This is a genomic window from Pseudonocardia xinjiangensis (assembly GCF_012911925.1).
GTDB lineage: Bacteria > Actinomycetota > Actinomycetes > Mycobacteriales > Pseudonocardiaceae > Pseudonocardia > Pseudonocardia xinjiangensis.
In genome coordinates this window covers 1-21,172 of the sequence record NZ_JAAXKY010000133.1, presented here as the reverse complement: position 1 = coordinate 21,172, position 21,172 = coordinate 1, and the positions used below count along the sequence as shown (strand labels likewise).

Annotated in this window: 18 protein-coding genes and 1 pseudogene; 13 read left to right on the top strand and 6 right to left on the bottom strand. The window is 72.4% G+C overall.

Translation table 11 applies throughout. From position 1 onward, the window contains the following. Positions 1 to 45: 45 nt before the first annotated feature. Positions 46 to 1,695, top strand: a complete 1,650-nt coding sequence (locus HF577_RS29310) for a ribonuclease J (RefSeq protein ID WP_169399223.1) — start codon at positions 46 to 48, stop codon at positions 1,693 to 1,695. A 372-nt stretch (positions 1,696 to 2,067) separates the two neighbouring features. On the opposite strand, the pseudogene HF577_RS29305 reads toward HF577_RS29310, so the two are convergent. Next, positions 2,068 to 3,354: pseudogene (locus HF577_RS29305) on the bottom strand (APC family permease); the annotation flags it as partial. Positions 3,355 to 3,527: 173 nt separating this feature from the next. Here HF577_RS29305 and HF577_RS29300 point away from each other — a divergent pair. The 4 genes from HF577_RS29300 to HF577_RS29285 all read left to right on the top strand — a co-directional run bounded on the left by HF577_RS29300 (position 3,528) and on the right by HF577_RS29285 (position 7,264). Then, positions 3,528 to 4,010, top strand: coding sequence for an Lrp/AsnC family transcriptional regulator (locus HF577_RS29300; protein WP_312859447.1), 483 nt, complete (start codon positions 3,528 to 3,530; stop codon positions 4,008 to 4,010). An 89-nt stretch (positions 4,011 to 4,099) separates the two neighbouring features. After that, positions 4,100 to 5,425 (top strand): aspartate aminotransferase family protein, encoded by a 1,326-nt coding sequence (locus HF577_RS29295; RefSeq protein WP_211175016.1) that lies wholly within the window; start codon positions 4,100 to 4,102, stop codon positions 5,423 to 5,425. Continuing rightward, the gene (locus HF577_RS29290; RefSeq protein ID WP_211175015.1) at positions 5,410 to 6,774 is read left to right on the top strand and encodes an NAD(P)/FAD-dependent oxidoreductase; all 1,365 of its coding nucleotides are present in this window, start codon (positions 5,410 to 5,412) and stop codon (positions 6,772 to 6,774) included. The genes HF577_RS29295 and HF577_RS29290 overlap by 16 nt, the downstream gene beginning before the upstream one ends. Before the next feature lie 58 nt (positions 6,775 to 6,832). Next, the gene (locus HF577_RS29285; RefSeq protein WP_169399216.1) at positions 6,833 to 7,264 is read left to right on the top strand and encodes a type II toxin-antitoxin system VapC family toxin; all 432 of its coding nucleotides are present in this window, start codon (positions 6,833 to 6,835) and stop codon (positions 7,262 to 7,264) included. A 51-nt stretch (positions 7,265 to 7,315) separates the two neighbouring features. Here HF577_RS29285 and HF577_RS29280 read toward each other — a convergent pair whose 3' ends face one another. Both HF577_RS29280 and lat read right to left on the bottom strand, forming a co-directional pair. Further along, the gene (locus tag HF577_RS29280; RefSeq protein ID WP_169399215.1) at positions 7,316 to 8,875 is read right to left on the bottom strand and encodes an aldehyde dehydrogenase family protein; all 1,560 of its coding nucleotides are present in this window, start codon (positions 8,873 to 8,875) and stop codon (positions 7,316 to 7,318) included. Then, entirely contained in the window at positions 8,872 to 10,173 is a 1,302-nt protein-coding gene (lat, locus tag HF577_RS29275) for an L-lysine 6-transaminase (protein WP_169399214.1), read from the bottom strand. The genes HF577_RS29280 and lat overlap by 4 nt, the downstream gene beginning before the upstream one ends. 81 nt (positions 10,174 to 10,254) lie before the next feature. On the opposite strand from lat, the gene HF577_RS29270 reads away from it, so the two are divergent. Together HF577_RS29270 and HF577_RS29265 are read left to right on the top strand one after the other, a co-directional pair. After that, positions 10,255 to 10,695 carry an Lrp/AsnC family transcriptional regulator gene (locus HF577_RS29270; protein ID WP_169399213.1) on the top strand — a complete coding sequence of 147 codons (441 nt, stop codon included), beginning with the start codon at positions 10,255 to 10,257 and terminating at the stop codon, positions 10,693 to 10,695. Positions 10,696 to 10,743: 48 nt separating this feature from the next. Then, positions 10,744 to 11,184, top strand: coding sequence for a DoxX family membrane protein (locus HF577_RS29265; protein WP_169399212.1), 441 nt, complete (start codon positions 10,744 to 10,746; stop codon positions 11,182 to 11,184). Here the strand turns inward: HF577_RS29265 and HF577_RS29260 are convergent. After that, positions 11,150 to 11,647, bottom strand: coding sequence for a hypothetical protein (locus HF577_RS29260; protein ID WP_169399211.1), 498 nt, complete (start codon positions 11,645 to 11,647; stop codon positions 11,150 to 11,152). The genes HF577_RS29265 and HF577_RS29260 overlap by 35 nt on opposite strands. A 112-nt stretch (positions 11,648 to 11,759) precedes the next feature. Here HF577_RS29260 and HF577_RS29255 point away from each other — a divergent pair, with 112 nt between their 5' ends. Continuing rightward, complete coding sequence (locus tag HF577_RS29255; RefSeq protein WP_169399210.1) at positions 11,760 to 14,333, top strand: FtsK/SpoIIIE family DNA translocase; 2,574 nt, start codon at positions 11,760 to 11,762, stop codon at positions 14,331 to 14,333. Positions 14,334 to 14,574: 241 nt separating this feature from the next. Continuing rightward, positions 14,575 to 15,390 carry a YceI family protein gene (locus HF577_RS29250; RefSeq protein ID WP_169399209.1) on the top strand — a complete coding sequence of 272 codons (816 nt, stop codon included), beginning with the start codon at positions 14,575 to 14,577 and terminating at the stop codon, positions 15,388 to 15,390. Positions 15,391 to 15,705: 315 nt separating this feature from the next. On the opposite strand, the gene HF577_RS29245 is transcribed toward HF577_RS29250, so the two are convergent. Beyond that, complete coding sequence (locus tag HF577_RS29245) at positions 15,706 to 16,557, bottom strand: helix-turn-helix domain-containing protein (protein WP_246267488.1); 852 nt, start codon at positions 16,555 to 16,557, stop codon at positions 15,706 to 15,708. Between the two features lie 45 nt (positions 16,558 to 16,602). After that, positions 16,603 to 17,103 (bottom strand): amino-acid N-acetyltransferase, encoded by a 501-nt coding sequence (locus HF577_RS29240; RefSeq protein WP_169399219.1) that lies wholly within the window; start codon positions 17,101 to 17,103, stop codon positions 16,603 to 16,605. 142 nt (positions 17,104 to 17,245) lie between these two features. On the opposite strand from HF577_RS29240, the gene rimO reads away from it, so the two are divergent. From rimO to HF577_RS29220, 4 genes are all read left to right on the top strand, one after another. After that, a complete protein-coding gene (rimO, locus tag HF577_RS29235) occupies positions 17,246 to 18,694 on the top strand; it encodes a 30S ribosomal protein S12 methylthiotransferase RimO (protein ID WP_246267490.1) in 1,449 nt (482 codons plus the stop codon). Beyond that, the gene (gene pgsA, locus HF577_RS29230; protein ID WP_312859446.1) at positions 18,691 to 19,296 is read left to right on the top strand and encodes a CDP-diacylglycerol--glycerol-3-phosphate 3-phosphatidyltransferase; all 606 of its coding nucleotides are present in this window, start codon (positions 18,691 to 18,693) and stop codon (positions 19,294 to 19,296) included. Before rimO ends, pgsA begins: the two co-directional genes overlap by 4 nt. 131 nt (positions 19,297 to 19,427) lie before the next feature. Further along, complete coding sequence (locus HF577_RS29225; protein WP_169399207.1) at positions 19,428 to 19,862, top strand: helix-turn-helix domain-containing protein; 435 nt, start codon at positions 19,428 to 19,430, stop codon at positions 19,860 to 19,862. A gap of 285 nt (positions 19,863 to 20,147) precedes the next feature. Beyond that, the gene (locus HF577_RS29220) at positions 20,148 to 20,960 is read left to right on the top strand and encodes a PspA/IM30 family protein (RefSeq protein ID WP_169399206.1); all 813 of its coding nucleotides are present in this window, start codon (positions 20,148 to 20,150) and stop codon (positions 20,958 to 20,960) included. The last annotated feature ends 212 nt before the right edge of the window (positions 20,961 to 21,172 follow it).

Here is a 21,172-nt window from a genome sequence, read left to right as displayed (position 1 = left end):
GAGGAGGTCAACCCGGCCGAGCTCCCCGCCGGCCCCCCGCCGCCCCTGCCCGAGGGCGCCTTGCGGGTGGTCGCGCTCGGCGGGATCGGTGAGATCGGCCGCAACATGACCGTGTTCGAGTACGAGGGCAGGCTGCTCGTCGTCGACTGCGGCGTGCTCTTCCCTGCCGAGGACTCACCCGGCGTCGACCTGATCCTGCCCGACTTCCGGGCGATCGAGGACCGCCTCGACGACATCGACGCCCTGGTGCTGACCCACGGTCACGAGGACCACATCGGCGCGGTGCCGTTCCTGCTGCGCCAGCGGCCCGACCTGCTCATCGTCGGGTCGCGGTTCACGCTCGCGCTGGTGGCCGCCAAGTGCAAGGAGCACCGGCTCACGCCGCACCTCCTCGAGGTGAAGGAGGGCACCAGGCTGCGGCACGGGTCGTTCGACTGCGAGTACTTCGCGGTCAACCACTCGATCCCGGACGCGCTGGCCGTCGCGATCCGGACGCCGGCGGGTCTGGTGCTGCACACGGGCGACATCAAGCTCGACCAGCTCCCGCTCGACGGGAGGCTCACCGACCTCGCCGGGTTCTCCCGGCTCGGCGACGAGGGCGTCGACCTGTTCCTGGTGGACTCCACGAACGCCGACGTCCCGGGGTTCGTGATCGCCGAGCGCGAGATCGGCCCGGTGCTCGACGGGGTGTTCCACAACTCGCCCGCGCGGATCATCCTCGCCTGTTTCGCGAGCCACGTGCACCGCGTGCAGCAGGTGCTCGACGCCGCCGTCGCCCACAAGCGGAAGGTGTGCCTGGTCGGCCGGTCCATGGTGCGCAACATGGGCCTGGCCGCCGAGCTGGGCTTCCTCACGGTGCCCGAGGGTCTGCTCGTCGAGATCGACGATGCGATGGAGCTGCCCGACGACCAGCTGGTGATCGTCTCCACCGGGTCGCAGGGCGAGCCGCTGTCGGCGCTCGCGCGGATGGCGCGCGGCGACCACCGCTCGGTCCGCATCCGGCCGGAGGACACGATCATCCTGGCCAGCTCGCTGATCCCGGGCAACGAGACCGCGGTGTTCGGCGTGATCAACGGGCTCACCCGGCTGGGGGCCAAGGTCGTGCACCAGGGCACCGCGAAGGTGCACGTCTCGGGGCACTCGCCCGCCGGGGAGCTGCTCTTCCTCTACAACGCGGTGCGGCCGAGCAACGTGATGCCGGTGCACGGCGAGTGGCGCCACCTGCGGGCCAACGCCGCGCTGGCCACGAGGACCGGTGTGCCGGAGGACTCCGTGGTGCTCGCGGAGGACGGCGTGGTGGTCGACCTCGTCGACGGCAAGGCGTCGATCACGGGGCGCGTCGAGGTGGGCCGTGTGTACGTCGACGGGCTCGCCGTCGGCGACATCGGCGAGAGCACCCTCGGCGACCGGCTCGTGCTGGGCGAGGGCGGGTTCATCTCCATCACGGTGGCGGTCGACTCCACCACGGGCCGCGCGGTGTCGCGCCCGACCCTGTCGGGCCGCGGGTTCTCCGACGACCCCAAGGCGCTGGATGCGGTGCTGCCGCTGGTGGAGGACGAGCTGTCCCGCACCGAGTCCGAGGGCATCACCGACACCCACCGCATCGCGCAGTCGGTGCGCCGCGTGGTGGGCAAGTGGGTGGGCGAGACCTACCGCAGGCGTCCGATGATCGTGCCCACGGTCATCGCGGTCTGACCGACAGCACGGCCTGCCGCCGCGGCGCGGTTCGTGGGGCTCCTGACCGGGCGGCAGGTTGGAGCGGTCGGGAGCGATCACGGTGGACATGTCGCCGGAGTCGGGCAGCCGGACGTGGGGCACGGGGTCGTCCGCACCGATCAGCAGGTCGGCGGTGCCGGGCTGCAGGGTCTCCCCGCGGAAGAACGGCGGTGCCACCCGGCTGTAGATCAGCATCAGCACGGCGCCGAGCAGCAGCGCCCCGATGCCGATCAGGAACACCCCGCCGATGCCGAAGACCGTGGTGGCGCCGGCGTCCGCCGCGGCGTAGTCGATGCTGGAGAGCACGAACGCCACGAGCAGCATCACGCCGCCGAGACCGGGCAGCACCCCCTTCACCCACAGGTCCCGCCCGTGCAGCTGCCTGCGGTAGTACCAGACGCAGGCGAAACCGGTGAGCCCGTAGTAGAAGGCGATCAGCAGGCCGACGGCGGAGATCGAGTCGGCCAGCACGTTCTCGCTGATCAGGGTGAGCCCGACGTAGAACACGATCGACGCGATGCCCATGGCCCAGGTGGCGTAGCCCGGGGTCAGGTAGCGCGGGTGGATGCCGGCGAAGCGCCGCGGGATCGCCCGGTAGGCGCCCATGGACAGCGCGGCGCGGGCCGTCGGGAGGATCGTCGTCTGGGTGGACGCGGCCGACGACGTGAGCACCGAGATGATCAGCAGGACGACGAAGAAGTGGCCGAGGCCGCTCTCGCCGAACACGGCCGGGCCGATCGCGGCGAACACGTCGTCGGAGTTCTCCGGGTTGCCCAGCCCGATGCCCTCGGTGCCGGTGCCCGCGAAGGCGACGGTGGCCGCCGACACCAGCGCGTAGGTGACCAGCAGCAGCAGGGTGGACAGCACCGCGGCGCGTCCCGGGGTGCGTCCCGGGTCGTCGCTCTCCTCGTTGACGGCGACGGCGGTGTCCCAGCCCCAGTACAGGAACACGGCGATCAGCACGGCGTCGACGAGGTCGGACAGGTCCATGCCGCTCGGCCACAGCCACGCGAGACTCGGGACGATGGAGCCCTCCGGGGCGTCTCCGGAGTAGACCTTGACCAGCGCCACCACGGCGAACGCCGCGAGCACCACGAGCTCGATGCCGAGCAGCGCGTACTGCAGCCGCGCCGAGACCTCGATGCCGCGGTAGCAGATGTAGGTCATCACCGCGATCCACACGACGCCCGCGACGGTCGTCCACAGCGTGCTCGCGGCCAGCGAGTCGGCGCCCACCAGCAGGAACGAGTACTGGCCTGCGATCTGGGCGAGGTTGGCCATCACGATGACGTCCGCGGCGATGATGCCCCAGCCGCCCATCCAGCCCATCCACGGCCCGAAGGCGCGCCCGGCCCAGGTGAAGGTGGTGCCGCAGTCGGGCTCGGCGCGGTTGAGCTCCCGGTAGGCCACGGCGATCAGGTACATCGGGACGAACGCCAGCAGCATGATCGACGGCGCCTTCTCACCCGCCAGCACCACGATGAGACCGAGGCTGGCGGCGAGACTGTAGGCGGGGGCGGTGGACGCCAGCCCGATCACGACGCTGGACACGAGGCCGAGGGCGCCGCCCTGCAGGCCCTTCGCGCCGGGTGCCGAGCCGTCGGGCGCTGCCACCGGGGGCGTTTCCTTCGTGGTCATCGAATCCTCCGGTCGCCAACCATGTCACGCGCTGTGACGCACGGCGGACCTTAACGCTGCTGACGACGGATTTCGATACCGTCTTTGATCAACGCGATGAAATCCGTGTTGCACCTGTTGATCATCAACTGATTCCGTTCCGAAGTGGGGATCGGGCGTCTACGCTCAGGATCGTGGTCACCACCCCGGAGCCGCACTCCGCCGTCCATGCGTTGCTCGACGACGTCGGCAAGGCGATCGTCGAGCAGCTCCAGGAGGACGGCAGGCGGCCCTACGCCACGATCGCCCGCAGCGTGGGCCTCTCCGAGGCCGCCGTCCGGCAGCGGGTGGCCCGCCTGCAGGAGGCGGGCGTGATCCAGATCGTCGCGGTCACCGACCCGCTCCAGCTCGGCTTCCGCCGCCAGGCGATGGTCGGGGTGCGTGCGGACGGCGACGTCGTCGAGCTGGCCGACGCGCTGGCCGCGATGCCGGAGGTCGACTACGTGGTGATCACCGCCGGCAGCTTCGACGTGCTGGCGGAAGCGGTCTGTGAGGACGACGAGCACCTCCTGGAGCTGGTCGGCAGGCGGATCCGGGCGTTGCCCGGCGTCCGCAGCACCGAGACGTTCGTCTACATGAAGCTGCGCAAGCAGCATTACAACTGGGGAACCCGTTGACCACGACACCCGAAACCGTCACGAGTACCGAGCCGGGCCGCACGCCCCGGGGCACCGACCGCGTCGAGGCCGCGCGCGACCACCTGTGGATGCACTTCACCCGCCACTCCACCTACGAGGAGGGCGGGCAGGTTCCGATCATGGTGCGCGGCGAGGGCTGCCGGGTCTGGGACGCCGCGGGCCGCGAGTACCTCGACGGGCTCGCCGGCCTCTTCGTCGTGCAGGCGGGCCACGGCCGTCGTGAGCTGGCCGAGGCGGCGGCGCGGCAGGCGTCGGAGCTGGCGTACTTCCCGATCTGGTCCTACGCCCACCCGGGCGCGATCGACCTCGCCGAGCGGCTCGCGGCGTACGCGCCGGGGGACCTCAACCGGGTCTTCTTCACCACCGGTGGCGGCGAGGCCGTCGAGAGCGCGTGGAAGCTCGCGAAGCAGTACTTCAAGCTCGTCGGCAAGCCCACCAAGCACAAGGTGATCAGCCGCTCGATCGCCTACCACGGCACCCCGCAGGGAGCGCTCGCGATCACCGGCGTGCCCGACCTGCGCATCCCCTACGAGCCGCTCGTCCCCGGGGCGTTCAAGGTGCCCAACACCAACGCCTACCGGGCGCCGAGCCACGTCGGCGGCGACCTCAAGGCGTTCGGCCGGTGGGCCGCCGACCGCGTCGAGGAGGCGATCCTCGCCGAGGGCGCCGACACCGTCGCCGCGGTGTTCGTCGAGCCCGTGCAGAACGCGGGTGGCTGCTTCCCGCCGCCGCCCGGCTACTTCGAGCGGCTGCGCGAGATCTGTGACACCCACGACGTCCTGCTCGTGTCCGACGAGGTGATCTGCGCGTTCGGGCGGATCGGCAGCATGTTCGCCTGCGACGACTTCGGCTACGTGCCCGACATCATCACCTGCGCGAAGGGGATGACCTCGGGCTACTCGCCGATCGGCGCGATGATCGCGAGCGACCGGCTGTTCGAGCCGTTCCGCTCGGGCACCACGTCCTTCCTGCACGGCTACACCTTCGGCGGCCATCCCGTCTCGGCGGCGGTGGGGATGGCGAACCTCGACATCTTCGAGCGGGAGGGGCTCAACGACCACGTGCGGGCACAGTCCCCCGTGTTCCGGGCGACGCTCGAGAAGCTGCTCGACCTGCCGATCGTCGGCGACGTGCGCGGGGAGGGGTTCTTCTTCGGCATCGAGCTGGTGAAGGACAAGGGCACCAAGGAGACGTTCGACGCGGAAGAGAGCGAGCGCCTGCTGCGCGGGTTCCTCTCCAAGGCCCTGTTCGAGGCCGGGCTCTACTGCCGGGCGGACGACCGCGGCGACCCCGTCATCCAGCTGGCCCCGCCGCTCGTCGCGGGTCCCGCGGAGTTCGACGAGATCGAGGGCATCCTGCGGGGGGTGCTGACGGAGGCGTGGGCCCGACTCTGAGCTCACTGTCGCTGTGGCACGAGCAGGTCGTCGCCGACGGCGACCCGCTCGCGCCCCGGCCCCCGCTCTCCGGCGACACCGAGGCCGACGTCTGCGTCGTCGGGGCCGGGTACACCGGCCTCTGGACCGCGTACCGCCTGCTGCGCGGTGACCCCGGCCTGCGTGTCGTCGTGGTCGAACGCGAGGTGGCGGGGTTCGGGGCGAGCGGGCGCAACGGCGGCTGGTGCTCGGCGCTGTTCCCGGCGAGCGCCGCCGCCCTCACCCGGCGGCACGGCGCCGCGGCCGCGGACGCGATGCGGGCGGCGATGCGCGCCACCGTCGACGACGTGGGCGCGGTGGTGGCCGAGGAGGGCATCGCCTGTGACTGGCGCAAGGGCGGCACGGTGGCTCTCGCGCGCACGCCGGCCCAGCTCGTCCGCGCCCGGGCCGAGGCCGCCGAGTCGGGAGCCGACGAGATCGCACTGGTCGGGGCCACGGAGGCGACCGCGCTGGTGGGCGCGTCGAACGTCCTGGGTGCCACGGTCACCCCGCACTGCGCGCGCATCCAGCCGGCGCGCCTCGCCCGCGGGCTGGCCCGGGCCGTCGAGCGCCGGGGCGGCTGCATCGCGGAGGGCACCACGGCACTGTCGATCGGGCCACGGCAGGTCGAGACGGACCGGGGGGTGGTCCGGGCGCGTGCCACCGTCCGTGCCACGGAGGCGTGGAGCGCCGGGCTCGCGGCGCGCTCGGTCGCCCCGGTGTACTCGTTGATCGTCGCCACCCGGCCGCTGCCCGCGTCCTTCTGGGACGTGGCCGGGCTCGCCGGCGGCCAGACCTTCACCGACCACCGCCACCTCATCGTCTACGGCCAGCGCACCGCCGACGACCGGCTCGTCTTCGGCGGCCGCGGGGCCCCATACCACTGGCGCTCGCAGATCCGGCCGGCGTTCGACCGTGATCCGCGGGTGTTCGCCGGGCTGCGGGCGGCGGCGACCGGCCTGTTCCCGGCGCTGCGGCCGGACGACTTCACCCACGCCTGGGGCGGCCCGCTGGGCATACCGCGCGACTGGCACGCGGGCGTCGGCCTCACCCCGGACGGTGCAGGCTGGGCGGGTGGCTACGTCGGCGACGGCGTGGCCACGTCCCACCTGGCCGGCGCCACCCTGGCCGCGCTGATCCTCGGCCGCGACGACCCGCTCACCACGCTGCCGTGGGTGGGGCACCGTTCACGGCGCTGGGAGCCCGAGCCCCTGCGCTGGCTGCTGGTGAACGCGGGGCTGCGCCTGATGACCCTGGCCGACGGGGAGGAACGCCTCACCCGCCGTCCGAGCGTGGTTGCTGCCTCGCTGTCCCGCGCGCTGGGCGGGTGAGTTCGCGCCTGAAGTGGCTATTATCTGTCCCACAGAAATAGCCACCATGAGGTGGGCGATGGAGATCGGGATCCGCCTCGAAACGTCCGCCGTCGTCCCCCTGCTCGTCGCGGAACCGGGAAGCCAGGCCTGCCGTCGGTTCTGGGACGACGCCGACGCCGTGGTGTCCTGCCGGCTGCTGTACGTCGAGGCAGCGGCGGCGCTCGCCCAGGCGCAGCGCATGGCGCGCCTCGACGGTCGCCGGTACGTGCAGGCCCGTCAGCTGCTCGACCGGTTGTGGGCCGAGATCGAGGTCATCGAGCTCGACGAGGTCCTCGCCGTGGCCGCCGCCGACGCGGCCCACGCCCTCGGTCTGTGTGGCGACGACGCCGTGCACTGCGCTGCGGCCGAGCAGCTGGCCGACGAGGACCTCGTTGCCGCATCAGGGGACCGGCGGCTGCTGGCGGCATGGAGCGAACGAGGCCTGTCCACGTACGACACGAACAGCTGATCCCCCGGGTGCGGGTGCGGGTGCCGCAGCACCCGCACCCGACCCCCCGTGTCACGGCAGACGGAAACCGACGTCCGCCGGAAGCTGAGCGGTGTCCATCTGGGCCTTCTGCAGCTTGCCTGCGAAGTCCCAGTTCATCGACTGCCAGCGGGTGAACTGGTCGAGCACCCACACCCCCGACTGCCGGCTGCCGTTGCCGGAGCGACCGTTTCCGCCGAACGGCAGGTGCGCCTCCGCGCCGGAGGTCGAGTTGTTGACGCTCACCATCCCCGCGCTCACCCGCTCGCGGAACCGGAACGCGTGCACCGGCGTGGAGGTGTAGATCGACGCCGAGAGCCCGTAGCCGTGCCCGTTGGCCAGCTCCACCGCCTCGTCGAACGTGCCGAACGCGGCGACGCCGACGATCGGCCCGAACGTCTCGGTGCGGTAGAGCTCGTCGTCGGCCTGCACGCCGTCGACGACCGTGGGGTGGGCGTAGAGGCCCGCCGCCGCGTCGCCCACGAAGCCCTCCCGCGGGTTGGCCGCGGTGATCCGCCCGGTGCCGGTGGAGCCGTGCAGGGTGTGGTGCGGGCGCACGAGGTCGAGGTGGCGCTCGAAGCTCTGCAGGAAGCGCGTGGAGATCATCGGCCCGTAGAGGACGTCGTCCCGGGTCGGGTCGCCGATCACGGCGGCGCGCACGGCGGTGTCGAAGCGGCGCAGGAACTCGTCGTGAACGCTCTCGTGCACCACGACCGTGCCCAGTGAGGTGCAGCGCTGCCCGGCTGTGCCGAACCCGGAGAACAGGGCGCCCTCCACGGCGAGGTCGAGGTCGGCGTCCGGCATCACCACCAGCGGGTTCTTCCCGCCCAGCTCCAGGCACGGGTTCTGCAGGTGCCGCCCGGCGAGCTCGCCGATCCGCACGCCCACCGCCGACGAGCCGGTGAACCCGATCTTGTCGACCAGCCCGGCGTCGAGCGCCGTCTCGAGCCCGTCGAACGTGGCGGGCCCGTCGGTCAGCACCGTGTTCAGCACGCCGTCGGGGAGCCCGCCGCGCACGAACAGCTCGGTGAACGCCTCCGCGATGGCCGGGGTGTACTCGGCGGGCTTCCACACCACGGCGTTGCCGCAGAGCAGCGCGGGCACGAGATACCAGGACGGCACCGCCACCGGGAAGTTGCCCGCCGTCACGATCGCCGCGACGCCGACGGGCACGCGGAACGTGAAGAGCTGCTTGTCGGGCATCTCGCTGGGGACGGTCTGCCCGTAGAGCCGTCGGCCCTCCCCGGCGAAGAACGTGCAGGTGTCGACCACCTCCTGCACCTCGCCCCTGGCCTCGGCCAGCGGTTTGCCGATCTCCCGGGTGACGAGGGCGGCCAGCGCCTCGGCGTTGGCCTCGACGAGCCGGCCGATCTGCTCGACCACCCGCCCCCGCACGGGGGCCGGGGTGGCGGCCCAGGCGCGCTGGGCCGCGCGGGCGGCCCGGCACGCCTCGACGAACGTCCCGGCGTCGCCGAGCAGCGCCTCGGCCACCGTGTCGCCGCGCGCCGGGTCCACCGACGCGAGGCGCCCGCCCGGGGCCTCGTCGCGCCACTTGCCCTCGACGAACGAACCGATGCTGCGCGGCCCGGTCATGCCGCCACCGCCCGGCTGATCGCGCCGACGGCCAGCGCGAGCTCGTCCTCGCCGATCGTCAGGGCGGGCCGCAACCGGATCGACCGCTCGCCCCCGCCGAGCACCAGCACCTTCTCGTCACGGTGCAGCTTCTGCAGCGCGGCGGCCCGGGCCTGCGGGGAGGGCAGGTCGAAGGCGACGAACAGCCCGCGGCCGCGCACGTTGTCAATCCCGTCGACGGCACGCAGATCATCCAGCAGCCGCTTGCCGAGCACCGCGGCCCGGTCCACCAGCCCCTCGGCCTCGATCACCTCGAGGTAGCGCCGCGAGCGGACCATGTCGGTGAGCCCGCCGCCCCACGTCGAGTTGATCCGCGACGACACCCGGAACACGTTGCCGGGCACCTCGTCCACCCGGCCGCCCGCCATGATCCCGCAGACCTGCAGCTTCTTGCCGAACGCCACGATGTCGGGCTGGACGTCGAGCTGCTGGTAGGCCCAGGCCGTGCCGGTCATCCCGCAGCCGGTCTGCACCTCGTCCAGCACGAACAGGGCGTCGAACTCCCGGCACAACGCCTGCATCGCCTGCAGGAACTGCGGGCGCAGGTGGTTGTCGCCGCCCTCGCCCTGGATCGGCTCGGCGATGAAGCACGCGATGTCGTGCGGGTTCGCCTCGAACGCGGCCCTGGCCTGCGCCAGCGCGCGGTCCTCGGCCGCCTGCACCTGCGCGACGTCCATCGGGAACCGGATCGCCGGCACGTCGATCCGCGGCCAGTCGAATGTCGGGAAGCGGGCGGTCTTCACCGGGTCGGTGTTGGTGAGCGAGAGCGTGTAGCCGCTGCGGCCGTGGAAGGCCTTGCGCAGGTGCAGCACCTTCGTGCCGAGCGTCTCGGGGCGCCCGTGCAGGGCGTTGTGCTGCTGCTTCCAGTCGAACGCGGTCTTCAACGCGTTCTCCACGGCGAGTGCCCCGCCCTCGACCAGGAACAGGTGCGGCAGCGCGGGGTCACCGAGCACGCGGCTGAACGTCTCCACGAACGACGCCATGTGCGTGGTGTAAATGTCCGAGTTCGAGGGCTTGTTGACCGCCACCTGGGTGAGCTCGGCCAGGAACGCCGGGTCTCCGGTGAGCGCCGGGTGGTTCATGCCCAGCGGCGCCGAGGCGAAGAAGCTGAACAGGTCGAGGTGGCGCGTCCCGTCCCGCGCGTCGACGATCCAGGAACCCCGGCTCTCCCGGGTGTCCAGGACGAGGTCGAAGCCGTCCACCAGGAGGTGGCGACGCAGGGTGTCGTGCACGTGCTCGGGAGTGACGGTCTCGGGCATGCGTCCAGTGTCTTGACGCGATCCTGACGGCGCAGCCAGCCGAGCGTCGGTATTGCCCGGCGAAGTGCCACCATGTCGGCCGTGACGCCGACGGATCGTCAGATCGACGACCTGGACCGCCGACTGCTGATGCTGCTGGCCGCTGACGGGCGCGCCCCGATGGCGGAGCTGGGGCGCAGCATCGGGCTGTCCCGCACGGCCGTGCTCGCCCGCGTGCAACGCCTCGAGCGCGCCGGGGTGATCCGCGGCTACCGCGCGGACGTGGTGCTGCCGGGGGACGCCGCCGCACACCGGGCCCGCGTCGGGCTCGTGATCCGGACGCCCGACGTCGCCGGGTACGTGCAGCGGCTCCGCGAGCTGCCCGGAGTGTCCGAGATCGAGACGGTGACCGGGGAGTTCGACCTCATCGTGCTGGTGTCGGCGCCCGGCGCGGGAGAGCTCGACGCGGTGCTGGACCGGATCTCGGGCTGGCGCGAGACCGTGCGCACCACCACGTGGGTGGTGCTCACCCGGTACTCCTGACCGTTTCGGGGTAGTCCCAGGGCCACAGCCCCGAACCCAGGAGCAGCCATGACCGTGGCCTCGACCCTCCGCAGGCTCCCGCTCCGGACGTCTGCGGGAGCGTTCATCCTCGACTCCGGACTGCAGAAATGGAGAGCCGACGAGCAGACCGCGGGCGCACTGCATGGCATGGCCGGCGGCAGCTACCCGATGGTCAAGAAGGTCGACCCGCCGCTGTTCCTCCGCGGGCTCGCCCTGACCGAGATCAGTGTGGGCGCCGCACTCCTGCTGCCCGTGGTGCCCACGCTACTGGCCGGGGCGGCCCTGACCGCGTTCTCCGCCGGCCTGGTGGGGCTGTACCTGCGCACCCCCGGACTGCGCGAGGAAGGCAGCGTGCGCCCCACCCAGCAGGGCCTGGCGATCGCCAAGGACGTCTGGCTGCTGGGCATCGGCACCGGGCTCGTGCTGGACGCCCTCACGTCCCGCCGGCAACGCCCGGCCGCCGGCTGAAGTCCATCACCCAGTTGACCTTCCAGGACTGCCCGCCGTCGTAGGAGAAGGACTGCTGCCACCGGGGGGAGGCCCCGGCGAGCCACTCGAAGCGCACCGTGACCGCGTGGCCGCCGACGACGTCGTCGGCGAGGAACACGCCCTGGTCGCCCACGAACGACCCCACCATCGGCGGGTCGAGGTGCCCCGGCCTGCGGCTGGAGCTCCACCAGATGCTCCAGGTGGCCGCCACCGGATCGAACAGCCGCAGGGTGAAGCCCTCGAACGGGTCGCCGTCGGGTGGGTCCGGGACGTCCATGCGGTCGACGTGCCCGACGCCGCGCAGCACCGGGAACACCTCGCTGCTGGCCTCGAACTCCACCCACTCCTCGCAGCGCGGATCGGTGTTGTCGCGGAGCTTCGTGTTGTGCACCCGCCATGAGCCGTGGATGAAGTCGAACGCGTGCGCGCCGTGGTCCGTCACGTGGATCACCCTCCCAGTGACCCCCGACACTCTGTGCGGGGGCGTCCGCACCGGACGCGACCGGCGGGTGTCGGTCACCGGACAGGGGCGTCGTTCCGGATACCGTGGGGACATGGCAGGACGGACCACCGCAGGCGGCGGCAGGAGCACCGCGGCGTCGTCGTCCCGGGCTGCGTCGTCGTCCCGGGCGGCGGGCGGCCGCAAACCCACTGCCCGCAAGGCCGCCGTGCGTGAGCCGGCCCGCTCCACGGCGCGCCGTCCGTCCGGTTCCGGCCGGCGCCCGGCCCCCCGGAAGCCGCCGCCCCGCCGCGGTCCCGACCTGCTCGACCGCGGTCTCGACGCCGTCGGCAGGGGCATCGCCCGGCTCGGCCGTTCGGCAGGCCGCACGATCGGGCGCACCCGCGAGCTCGACCCCGCCCACCGCCGCGACGGGCTCGGCGTCGTCCTCCTCGTGCTGGCCGTGGTGAGCGCCGCGGGCATCTGGTGGGGGGCCGGTGGCCCGGTCGGCCGCGGGCTGTCCGCCGCCGTCGGGTACGTCATCGGGCTCGGATCCACGGTGCTGCCCGTGCTGCTGGCGCTGGCCGGCATCGCGTTGATGGCCACGCGGCCGCACCCGGAGGCACGGCCACGGGTCGCCGTCGGTTCCCTGCTGCTGACCCTCGGCGTGCTCGGGCTCGTACACCTCGCCGCGGGGCGCCCCGACGCGCCGGGGCTCTGGGTCGACGGCGGGGGAGCGCTGGGCTACCTGGCCGCCACGCCGCTCGCCACCGGCCTGACGGCGTGGGTCGCGGTGCCCGTGCTCGTGCTGCTGTCCGGGTACGCGCTGCTGGTGCTCACCGGCACCCCCGTGCGGGAGGTGCCCGAGCGCCTCCGCCGGGTGGGTGGCCAGGTTCCCGACGAGGCCCTCACCGACTCCGACGAGCTGGACGCCGCCGACCCCGTCGTCGAGACGCCCCCCGTCGCACTGCGGCGCCCCTCCCGGCGGCGCCAGGCGTCGCGGGTCGAGGACGCGGCCCCCGACGACTCCGTCGCGAGAGTCGAGTTCGCCGAGGCTCCCGAGGAGGCGCCTGCTCCGCGCCCGAAGCGCAGGCCACCGGCCACCGTGCCGGCCACGCCCCCGGCCGAGCCCGAGCCCGACGGCCCCGTCGGCGAGCAGCTGCGCCTCACCGTCTCCCCGAGCGAGGGGGAGGGCACCTACGTCCTGCCGCCCAGCGACCTGCTGCCCACCGGGCCGGTCGCCAAGACCCGCAGCAGCGCGAACGACGCGATGATCGAGTCGATCACCGGCGTGCTCGACCAGTTCTCGGTGGACGCGCAGGTCACCGGCTTCACCCGCGGCCCGACGGTCACCCGCTACGAGATCGAGCTCGGCCCGGCGGTCAAGGTCGAGAAGATCACCCAGCTCACCAAGAACATCTCCTACGCGGTCGCCACCGACAACGTGCGGATCCTGGCGCCGATCCCCGGCAAGTCCGCCGTCGGCATCGAGGTGCCCAACACCGACCGGGAGATGGTCCGCCTCGGTGACGTGCTGCGCAGCGGCAACGCGCGCGCCGAACAGCACCCGCTGGTCATCGGCCTGGGCAAGGACATCGAGGGCCACTTCCTCACGGCCAACCTGGCGAAGATGCCGCACCTGCTGGTGGCCGGCTCCACCGGCTCCGGAAAGTCGAGCTTCGTCAACTCGATGCTCGTGTCGCTGCTCTCGCGGGCCACGCCGGACGAGGTCCGGATGATCCTCATCGACCCCAAGATGGTCGAGCTCACCCCCTACGAGGGCATCCCGCACCTGATCACGCCCATCATCACCCAGCCGAAGAAGGCGGCCTCAGCGCTCGCCTGGCTGGTGGAGGAGATGGAGCAGCGCTACCAGGACATGCAGGCCAACAAGGTCCGCCACGTCGACGACTTCAACCGCAAGGTGCGCTCCGGCGAGATCACCGCGCCGCTGGGCAGCGAGCGGGAGTACCGGCCCTACCCGTACATCCTCTGCATCGTCGACGAGCTGGCCGACCTCATGATGACCGCGCCACGCGACGTCGAGGACGCGGTCGTGCGCATCACGCAGAAGGCCAGGGCCGCGGGCATCCACCTGGTGCTCGCCACGCAGCGGCCCTCGGTGGACGTCGTCACGGGCCTGATCAAGACCAACGTGCCGTCGCGGCTGGCGTTCGCCACCTCGTCGCTCACCGACTCGCGCGTCATCCTCGACCAGCCGGGCGCCGAGAAGCTCATCGGCATGGGCGACGGCCTCTACCTGCCGATGGGAGCCGGGAAACCCACCCGCATGCAGGGCGCGTTCGTCGGCGACGAGGAGATCTCCTCGGTCGTCACGTTCGTCAAGGAGCAGGCCGAGCCGACCTACACCGAAGGGGTCACCGTCCAGAAGGCGGGTGAGGCCAAGGAGGTCGACCCCGACATCGGCGACGACCTCGACCTCCTGGTGCAGGCCGCCGAGCTGGTGGTCACGTCCCAGTTCGGGTCCACCTCGATGCTGCAGCGCAAGCTCCGGGTGGGGTTCGCGAAGGCGGGGCGGCTCATGGACCTGCTCGAGTCGCGAGGTGTGGTCGGGCCGTCCGAGGGGTCGAAGGCCCGGGACGTGCTGATCAAGCCCGACGAGCTCGAGAGCGTGCTCTGGCTGATGCGCGGCGGTGGCGGTCCGGAGCCCGACGACTCCGAGGACTGACGGCTCACCGGTCCGTCCGCTCACCGTAGGAGACGGCGCCATCCGCCGAATCGATCGGCATGTCCCGATCGGGTGAGCAGGGGAGGGGCCGGTCGTTGCGTCATCACAGAGCGTGCCAGAGTGTGCCCGATCGGTCGATTCCGGCTGATCGGCAGCACGTCGGGAAGGTATCCGGGGCATGTTCTGGACCGGTCGTCGCCGGAGAGAAAAGAAGCAGGTCACCGGGGGTCGGCAGGCTCTCATGCCGATACCGCTCACCGGCGGCCTGGTGAGCGGCGAGGTGCGCGACAGCGAGGGGAAACCCCTCCCGGGAGCTGATGTCTCGATCTTCGACCGGAGCAACAAGCGGGTCGCGTGGTCGGAGACCGACGTCTACGGGTTCTTCGCGGCGGCCGTGATGCCCGGCTCCTACCGGATCCGGGCCGAGGCGGGCGGCTACCAGAGCTTCCACGAACGCACCGAGGTCGAGTGGGGCACCCACAACGCACTCGGCAAGCTCACCCTCGTGCCCGACGAGACACTCACCGTTCCCACCTCCGGGCTGTACGAGATCGACCCCGAGCACTCGGCCATCCGGTTCATCGCCCGCCACATCGCGATGTCGAGGGTGTACGGCCAGTTCATGGAGTTCGCCGGACAGATCTACATCGCCCCGCGCTTCGAGGACTCCCAGGTGGAGGTGCTGATCGACGCCGCGAGCGTCTTCACCAACGCCGAGAAGCGGGACGCGCACCTGCGTTCGGCCGACTTCCTCGACGTCGCCCGCTTCCCCAAGCTGCACTTCACCAGCCACCGCTTCTCCCGCCCCGGCGGCAACCGCTGGCTGATCGACGGAGAGCTCACCCTCCACGGGATGACCAGCGACGTTCAGCTCGATGCCACCTACCTCGGCATGCAGGAATGGAACGGGATGCGCGCGGGCTGCACCGCCACCACCGAGCTGCACCGGGAGCATTTCACCGTCAACTGGCAGCAGATCCTGGCCCGCGGGGTGCCGGTCGTGGGCTCGACGATCCAGATCAGCCTCGACATCCAGGGCATCCTGCAGCAGCGCTGACCAGCGCTGACCAGCGCTGACCAGCGCTGACCAGCGCTGACCCTCCCGCGAGTCGCCCGGATCCCGCGCGCGAGTCGCCCGTCCCGGTTCCGCGAGTCGCCCGGTACGGGCGCGCGAGTCGCCCGAATCGCGTGCGCGAGTCGCCCGGATTCCGTCGGTGAGTTGCCGCCCGTGGCGGTCCCGCGCGTCACCCGGGCCGTACAGGCTGATCGCGGGTCCCTGCTCCGCGACTCCCGCACCGGCTCGGGCGACTCGCGCGCGGAAACGGGGCGACTCGCGGACCTGGATCGGGCGACTCGCGGGGCCGGGGGGCTGTCAGGCGTGCCGGCGTTCGGCGAGCCAGGCCGTGGCGGTGGTGCCCGCGAGCTCGCGGAAGTCGCGGGACAGGTGGGCCTGGTCGACGTAGCCGGTGTCGCCCGCGGCCCGGGCGAGAGCGGGCCGGCGGGGACCCAGCAGCAGGTCGCAGGCCCTCTCGAACCGCATCACCCGGGCCGCCGCCTTGGGGGCGAGGCCGGTCTCCTGGCGGAACTTCTCCGCCAGGTACCGGCGGCTCCAGCCGACCTCGCGCGCCAGGTCGGCGATGCGCAGGTTGCCGCCCGTCTCCTCCAGCCGGTCCCAGGCGTAGCCGACCTCAGGGAGCACGCCGGGTGCACCGCGCCCCCGGCCGGCGAGCGCCGCGAACTCGGCGTCGAGAAGCGCGAAGCGCTCCGGCCACCCGGGTGCGGCGGCGAGCCGGGCGAGCAGCGTGCCGGCGCGTCGTCCGAGCAGCGCCTCGAGATCCACGACGTCACCGGCGAGCTCCCCGGCGGGCACCCCGAGCAGCGCGCGGGCTCCCCGCCAGGTGAGCCGCAGCTGCAGGCCGGTCTGCGGGTCGCCCTGGGCGATCCGGGCCGGCCGGGTGTGCAGGCCGGCGACCATCGCGGCGAACTCGCCGGGCGGCTTGCCCGGGTCGGCGTTGGCGAGCATCTCGACCTTCCCGTCGAGACACAGGACGAAGGTGAGATGCGGCGACGGCACCCCCAGGTGGACCGACCGCGGTGCGGCGTCCATCCGGTAGCCGGTGTACGCGCTGACGTACGGGCGGAGCGCAGCGGCCGGCCTGCGCCCGTGCATCTGCCACGCGGCCGGGACGGGGACGAGCTCCGGGTCGCTGACCGGTACGGCCATTCCCGCAGGCTACCGGCCCCGTCCGACAACGGCGGCCGGAAACCGTCAGGGGCCTGCGGGCAGCTGCAGGAGCATCCGCACGTTGCCCAGTGTGTTGGGCTTCACGTGCGCGAGGTCGAGGAACTCGGCCACGCCGGCGTCGTAGGAGCGCAGCATCGCCGCGAAGACGTCCGGCTCGACGGGGGTGCCGTCGATCTCGGCGAACCCGTGGTGAGCGAAGAACTGCTTCTCGAACGTCAGCACGAACAGCCGACGCAGGCCCAGCTCGCGCGCGTTGGCGATGAGCGCGCTGACGATGGCGTGCCCCACCCCACGGCCCACGACGTGGGGATGCACCGCCACCGTGCGGATCTCGCCGAGGTCCTCCCACAGGACGTGCAGGGCGCCGCAGCCGACGACCTCGCCGTCGAGCTCGGCGACCACGAACTCCTGCACCGACTCGTACAGGGTGACGGTTTCCTTGGCGAGCAGCAGACGTCCCGCGTAGGAGTCCACGAGCTGCTTGATCGTCGTCACGTCGGCGGTTCTGGCCCGCCGTACGGCCATCGTTGCCACGACGGGTCAGACTAGATCATCGATGGCGGATACCCTGGTGCCCGTGCCAGAAACCCGCAGCGTCGAGGCCCGCTCCGCTGACGCTCCGCGGCGAGACGACGAGCGCTCCCCGGTCGCTCCACGCCGTGCCGCCCTGCTGACCCTGGGCTGTGCCCGCAACGAGGTCGACTCCGAGGAGCTCGCCGGCCGGCTGGAGGGCTCCGGCTGGGAGCTGGTCACCGCCGACGGCGACGACTCACCGGACGTGATCGTCGTCAACACCTGCGGTTTCGTGGAGCAGGCGAAGAAGGACTCGATCGACACCCTCCTGGCCGCCTCGGACGCCGCGAAGGCGAGCGGCGCGAAGGTCGTGGCGGTCGGGTGCCTGGCCGAGCGGTACGGCGCCGAGCTGGCCGAGAGCCTGCCCGAGGCCGACGCCGTGCTCGGCTTCGACGCCTATCCCGACCTCGCCGAGCGCCTCTCCGACGTCATCGGCGGCCACGCGCCCGCCCCGCACGTGCCGGTCGACCGGCGCACGCTGCTGCCGATCTCGCCGGTCGAGCGCCCGGCGGCCGCGGTCGACGTCGCCGTGCCCGGGCACGCCTGGCTGCCCAACCTCGCGCGCACGCGCCTGTCCGACGGCCCGGTCGCGCCGGTGAAGCTGGCGTCCGGCTGCGACCGCCGCTGCGCGTTCTGCGCGATCCCGTCGTTCCGCGGCTCGTTCGTCTCCCGCCCGCCGGACGACGTGGTGGCGGAGGCCGCGTGGCTCGGGATGCAGGGGGTGCGCGAGCTCGTCCTCGTCAGCGAGAACTCCACGTCCTACGGCAAGGACCTGCCCGGCGGCACGCGCGCGCTGGTGCAGCTCCTGCCGCGGCTGGCCCACGTGCCGGGCGTCGACCGCGTCCGCCTCAGCTACCTGCAGCCCGCCGAGGTCCGTCCCGACCTGCTGCGGGTCATCGCGACCACGCCGGGCGTCGCGCCCTACTTCGACCTGTCGTTCCAGCACGCGAGCCCGGCGGTGCTGCGGCGGATGCGCCGGTTCGGGTCGCGGGAGGACTTCCTCGACCTCTGCGCCCGTATCCGCGCCCTCGCTCCCGAGGCCGGGATCCGCAGCAACGTGATCGTCGGCTTCCCCGGCGAGACGGAGGACGACCTCGCGGAGCTGGAGGCGTTCCTCGTCGGGGCCAGGCTCGATGCGGTCGGGGTGTTCGGCTACTCCGACGAGGACGGCACGGAGGCGGAGACCTACGACGGCAAGCTGCCTCCCGAGGAGGTCCTCGCGCGCGTCTCCCGGATCAGCGCGCTGGTCGACGAGCTCATGGCCCAGCGTGCGGAGGACCGCGTCGGCACGGAGGTCGAGGTGCTCGTCGAGGCGGAGGAGGACGAGGACTTCGAGTGCACCGGCCGCGCGGCGCACCAGGCACCCGAGGTCGACGGCGAGTGCGTCTTCGAGCGCGGGTCCGGGCTGGCGGTCGGCGACCTGGTGCGCGCGGTCGTCGTCGGCACGGAGGGCACCGACCTCGTCGTGTCCCCCCGCGAGCTGCTGCCCCGCAGCGACCTGCAAGGCACCGCTGTGGGCGCCGCCGCGCGGGAGTCCGGGTGAGTTCTGCACCCGCGGGCCCGCCGCCGCTGCTGAACATCGCCAACGTGCTGACCGGCATCCGGCTGGCGCTGGTGCCGGTGTTCGTCGTCGTGCTGCTCGTCGACGACGGCACGAGCACGGAATGGCGGCTCGCGGCGTTCGGTGTGTTCGCGCTCGCCGCGATCACCGACCGGTACGACGGTGAGCTGGCGCGGCGCCGGGGCCTCGTCACCGCGTTCGGCACGATCGCCGACCCGATCGCCGACAAGGCGCTCACGGGGGCGGCCCTGATCGGGCTGTCGGTGATCGGGCTGGTGCCGTGGGTGGTCACCATCGTGATCATGGCCAGGGAGATCGGTGTGACGGTGCTGCGGTTCTGGGTGCTGCGCCACGGCATCATCCCGGCCAGTCGCGGCGGCAAGGCCAAGACGCTGGCGCAGGCGCTGGCGATCGGGCTGTACCTGCTCCCGCTCGAGCTGCTGGGAGCGGCCGACGTCGTCGACAAGCTGAGATGGTCGGTGCTCGCGGTGGCCATCCTGCTGACCGTCGTCACCGGGCTCGACTACGTGCTGCGGGCGATGCGGCTGCGCTCCGCGGCCGCCGCGGCGCTCCCCGAGCGCTGACCCGCGCGTCGTGTTCGCCGTGGGCGGACGCGACCGGCCGCCGCGTCCGGCGACGCCGCGGGTCTGGAATCGGTACGGTGATCTCACCGGCGCGGTGTCCACCTTGGCCGGCGGACGACGAGGAGGGTCGCATGGCGGTGCTGATGCGGGAGGCGATCGGCGGCAGTCTGCGGCGTGCTCGTACGGCGCGCAGGCGGACCCTCCGGGACGTCTCGCGCCGGGCGCGGGTGAGCCTCGGTTACCTGTCCGAGGTGGAGCGCGGCCGCAAGGAACCCTCCAGCGAGCTCCTCGCCGCCATCTGCGACGCACTCGACATCGCGCTGCACGACCTGCTCACCGAGGCCGCAGAGGCCATGGCCGCCGACGCGCTGGCCGCCGACGCCGTGCCGCTGCGCCGCCCCGTCGGCCTGCGCCACATGGACCTCCGGATCGCCGGTGCCACGGACGACCCGTCCGCGATGCCGCTGGCGCCGATCACGCCGGTCGCCCCGCGTCATCCCGTTCCGCAGCCCGCCCCGCAGCCCGTGGCGCTGAAGCCGGTCGACGCGGTGTGCGCCGCCGCCTGACCCAGCCGCCGCCTCCTCCACCGCCCACGTCATCGGCACCCGTCACTCCGGCGGGTGCCGACACGTATCTGCACGTCGTCGTCACCGTGCGGAGCGTCCGAGCGGTAGCCTGACCTCCGGGTCGCCCCGACGGCGACCTCCGGATGATCCCCGATATCGTCGGCGAGCGGTGGAAGCCGGGCCGGTCCGATGCCACGATGGGAACCGGCGCACCGGCGGACATGCCGGACGGCCCGGACAACGACATGCAGCGACGAGCGGCGTCGCACTCGGAGGGCGGAGCAGATGGCCAACGGTTTCACGAAGGCCTGGAAGTACCTGATGGCGCTGTTCTCGTCCAAGGTCGACGAGTACGCCGACCCCAAGGTGCAGATCCAGCAGGCCATCGAGGACGCTCAGCGGCAGCATCAGGCGCTGTCCCAGCAGGCGGCCGCGGTGATCGGCAACCAGCGTCAGCTGGAGATGAAGCTCAACCGGCAGCTCGGAGAGATCGAGAAGCTGCAGGCGTCGGCCCGGCAGGCACTCGTGCTCGCCGACCAGGCCCGTGCCTCGGGCGACGAGACGAAGGCGCAGCAGTACGAGCAGTCGGCGCAGGCCTTCGCCACCCAGCTGGTCACGGCCGAGCAGTCCGTCGAGGACCTCAAGACGCTGCACGACCAGTCGATCCAGGCTGCCGGCCAGGCCAAGACGGCCGTCGAACGCAACTCGATGATGCTGCAGCAGAAGATCGCCGAGCGCACTAAGCTGCTGAGCCAGCTCGAGCAGGCGAAGATGCAGGAGCAGGCCGCGGCGTCGCTGCGGTCGATGACCGAGCTCGCGGCGCCGGGCAACACCCCGTCGCTGGAGGAGGTCCGCGACAAGATCGAGCGGCGCTACGCCAACGCCATCGGTTCCGCGGAGCTCGCGCAGAACTCGGTGCAGGGCCGCATGCTGGAGGTGCAGCAGTCCACGGTCGACATGGCAGGGGCGAGCCGTCTCGAGCAGATCCGCGCGTCCCTGCACGGTGCGCCGGTGGCGGGTGAGGTCACGGGCGGCGACACGGCCGCCATCCCGGCCTCGCCGCAGACCAACAAGCAGCAGCAGCCCGGCACCGCCTGACGGACACGCACAACCACCGACGCCGCCCGTCCCCCGCAGGGGACGGGCGGCGTCGTCGTTGCCGGATCCGAACCGTGGACGGGGCGACTCGGGCGCGGAATCCGGGCGACTCGCGGGCAGGATTCGGGCGACTCGCGGGCAGGGGGGTCAGCGGCGGCGCACACCGCGTCGACCGGCTTCAGCGCCACGGGCTGCGGGGCGGGCTGCGGAAC

Bases quoted from the DNA above. Each gene is read 5' to 3' on its own strand.
- HF577_RS29285 (WP_169399216.1), top strand. From the start codon at position 6,833: ATGGAGATCGGGATCCGCCTCGAAACGTCCGCCGTCGTCCCCCTGCTC.
- HF577_RS29220 (WP_169399206.1), top strand. From the start codon at position 20,148: ATGGCCAACGGTTTCACGAAGGCCTGGAAGTACCTGATGGCGCTGTTC.
- HF577_RS29265 (WP_169399212.1), top strand. From the start codon at position 10,744: ATGACCGTGGCCTCGACCCTCCGCAGGCTCCCGCTCCGGACGTCTGCG.
- HF577_RS29295 (WP_211175016.1), top strand. From the start codon at position 4,100: ATGCACTTCACCCGCCACTCCACCTACGAGGAGGGCGGGCAGGTTCCG.
- HF577_RS29250 (WP_169399209.1), top strand. From the start codon at position 14,575: ATGCCGATACCGCTCACCGGCGGCCTGGTGAGCGGCGAGGTGCGCGAC.
- HF577_RS29255 (WP_169399210.1), top strand. From the start codon at position 11,760: ATGGCAGGACGGACCACCGCAGGCGGCGGCAGGAGCACCGCGGCGTCG.
- HF577_RS29245 (WP_246267488.1), bottom strand. From the start codon at position 16,557: ATGGCCGTACCGGTCAGCGACCCGGAGCTCGTCCCCGTCCCGGCCGCG.
- lat (WP_169399214.1), bottom strand. From the start codon at position 10,173: ATGCCCGAGACCGTCACTCCCGAGCACGTGCACGACACCCTGCGTCGC.
- HF577_RS29225 (WP_169399207.1), top strand. From the start codon at position 19,428: ATGGCGGTGCTGATGCGGGAGGCGATCGGCGGCAGTCTGCGGCGTGCT.
- HF577_RS29280 (WP_169399215.1), bottom strand. From the start codon at position 8,875: ATGACCGGGCCGCGCAGCATCGGTTCGTTCGTCGAGGGCAAGTGGCGC.
- HF577_RS29240 (WP_169399219.1), bottom strand. From the start codon at position 17,103: ATGGCCGTACGGCGGGCCAGAACCGCCGACGTGACGACGATCAAGCAG.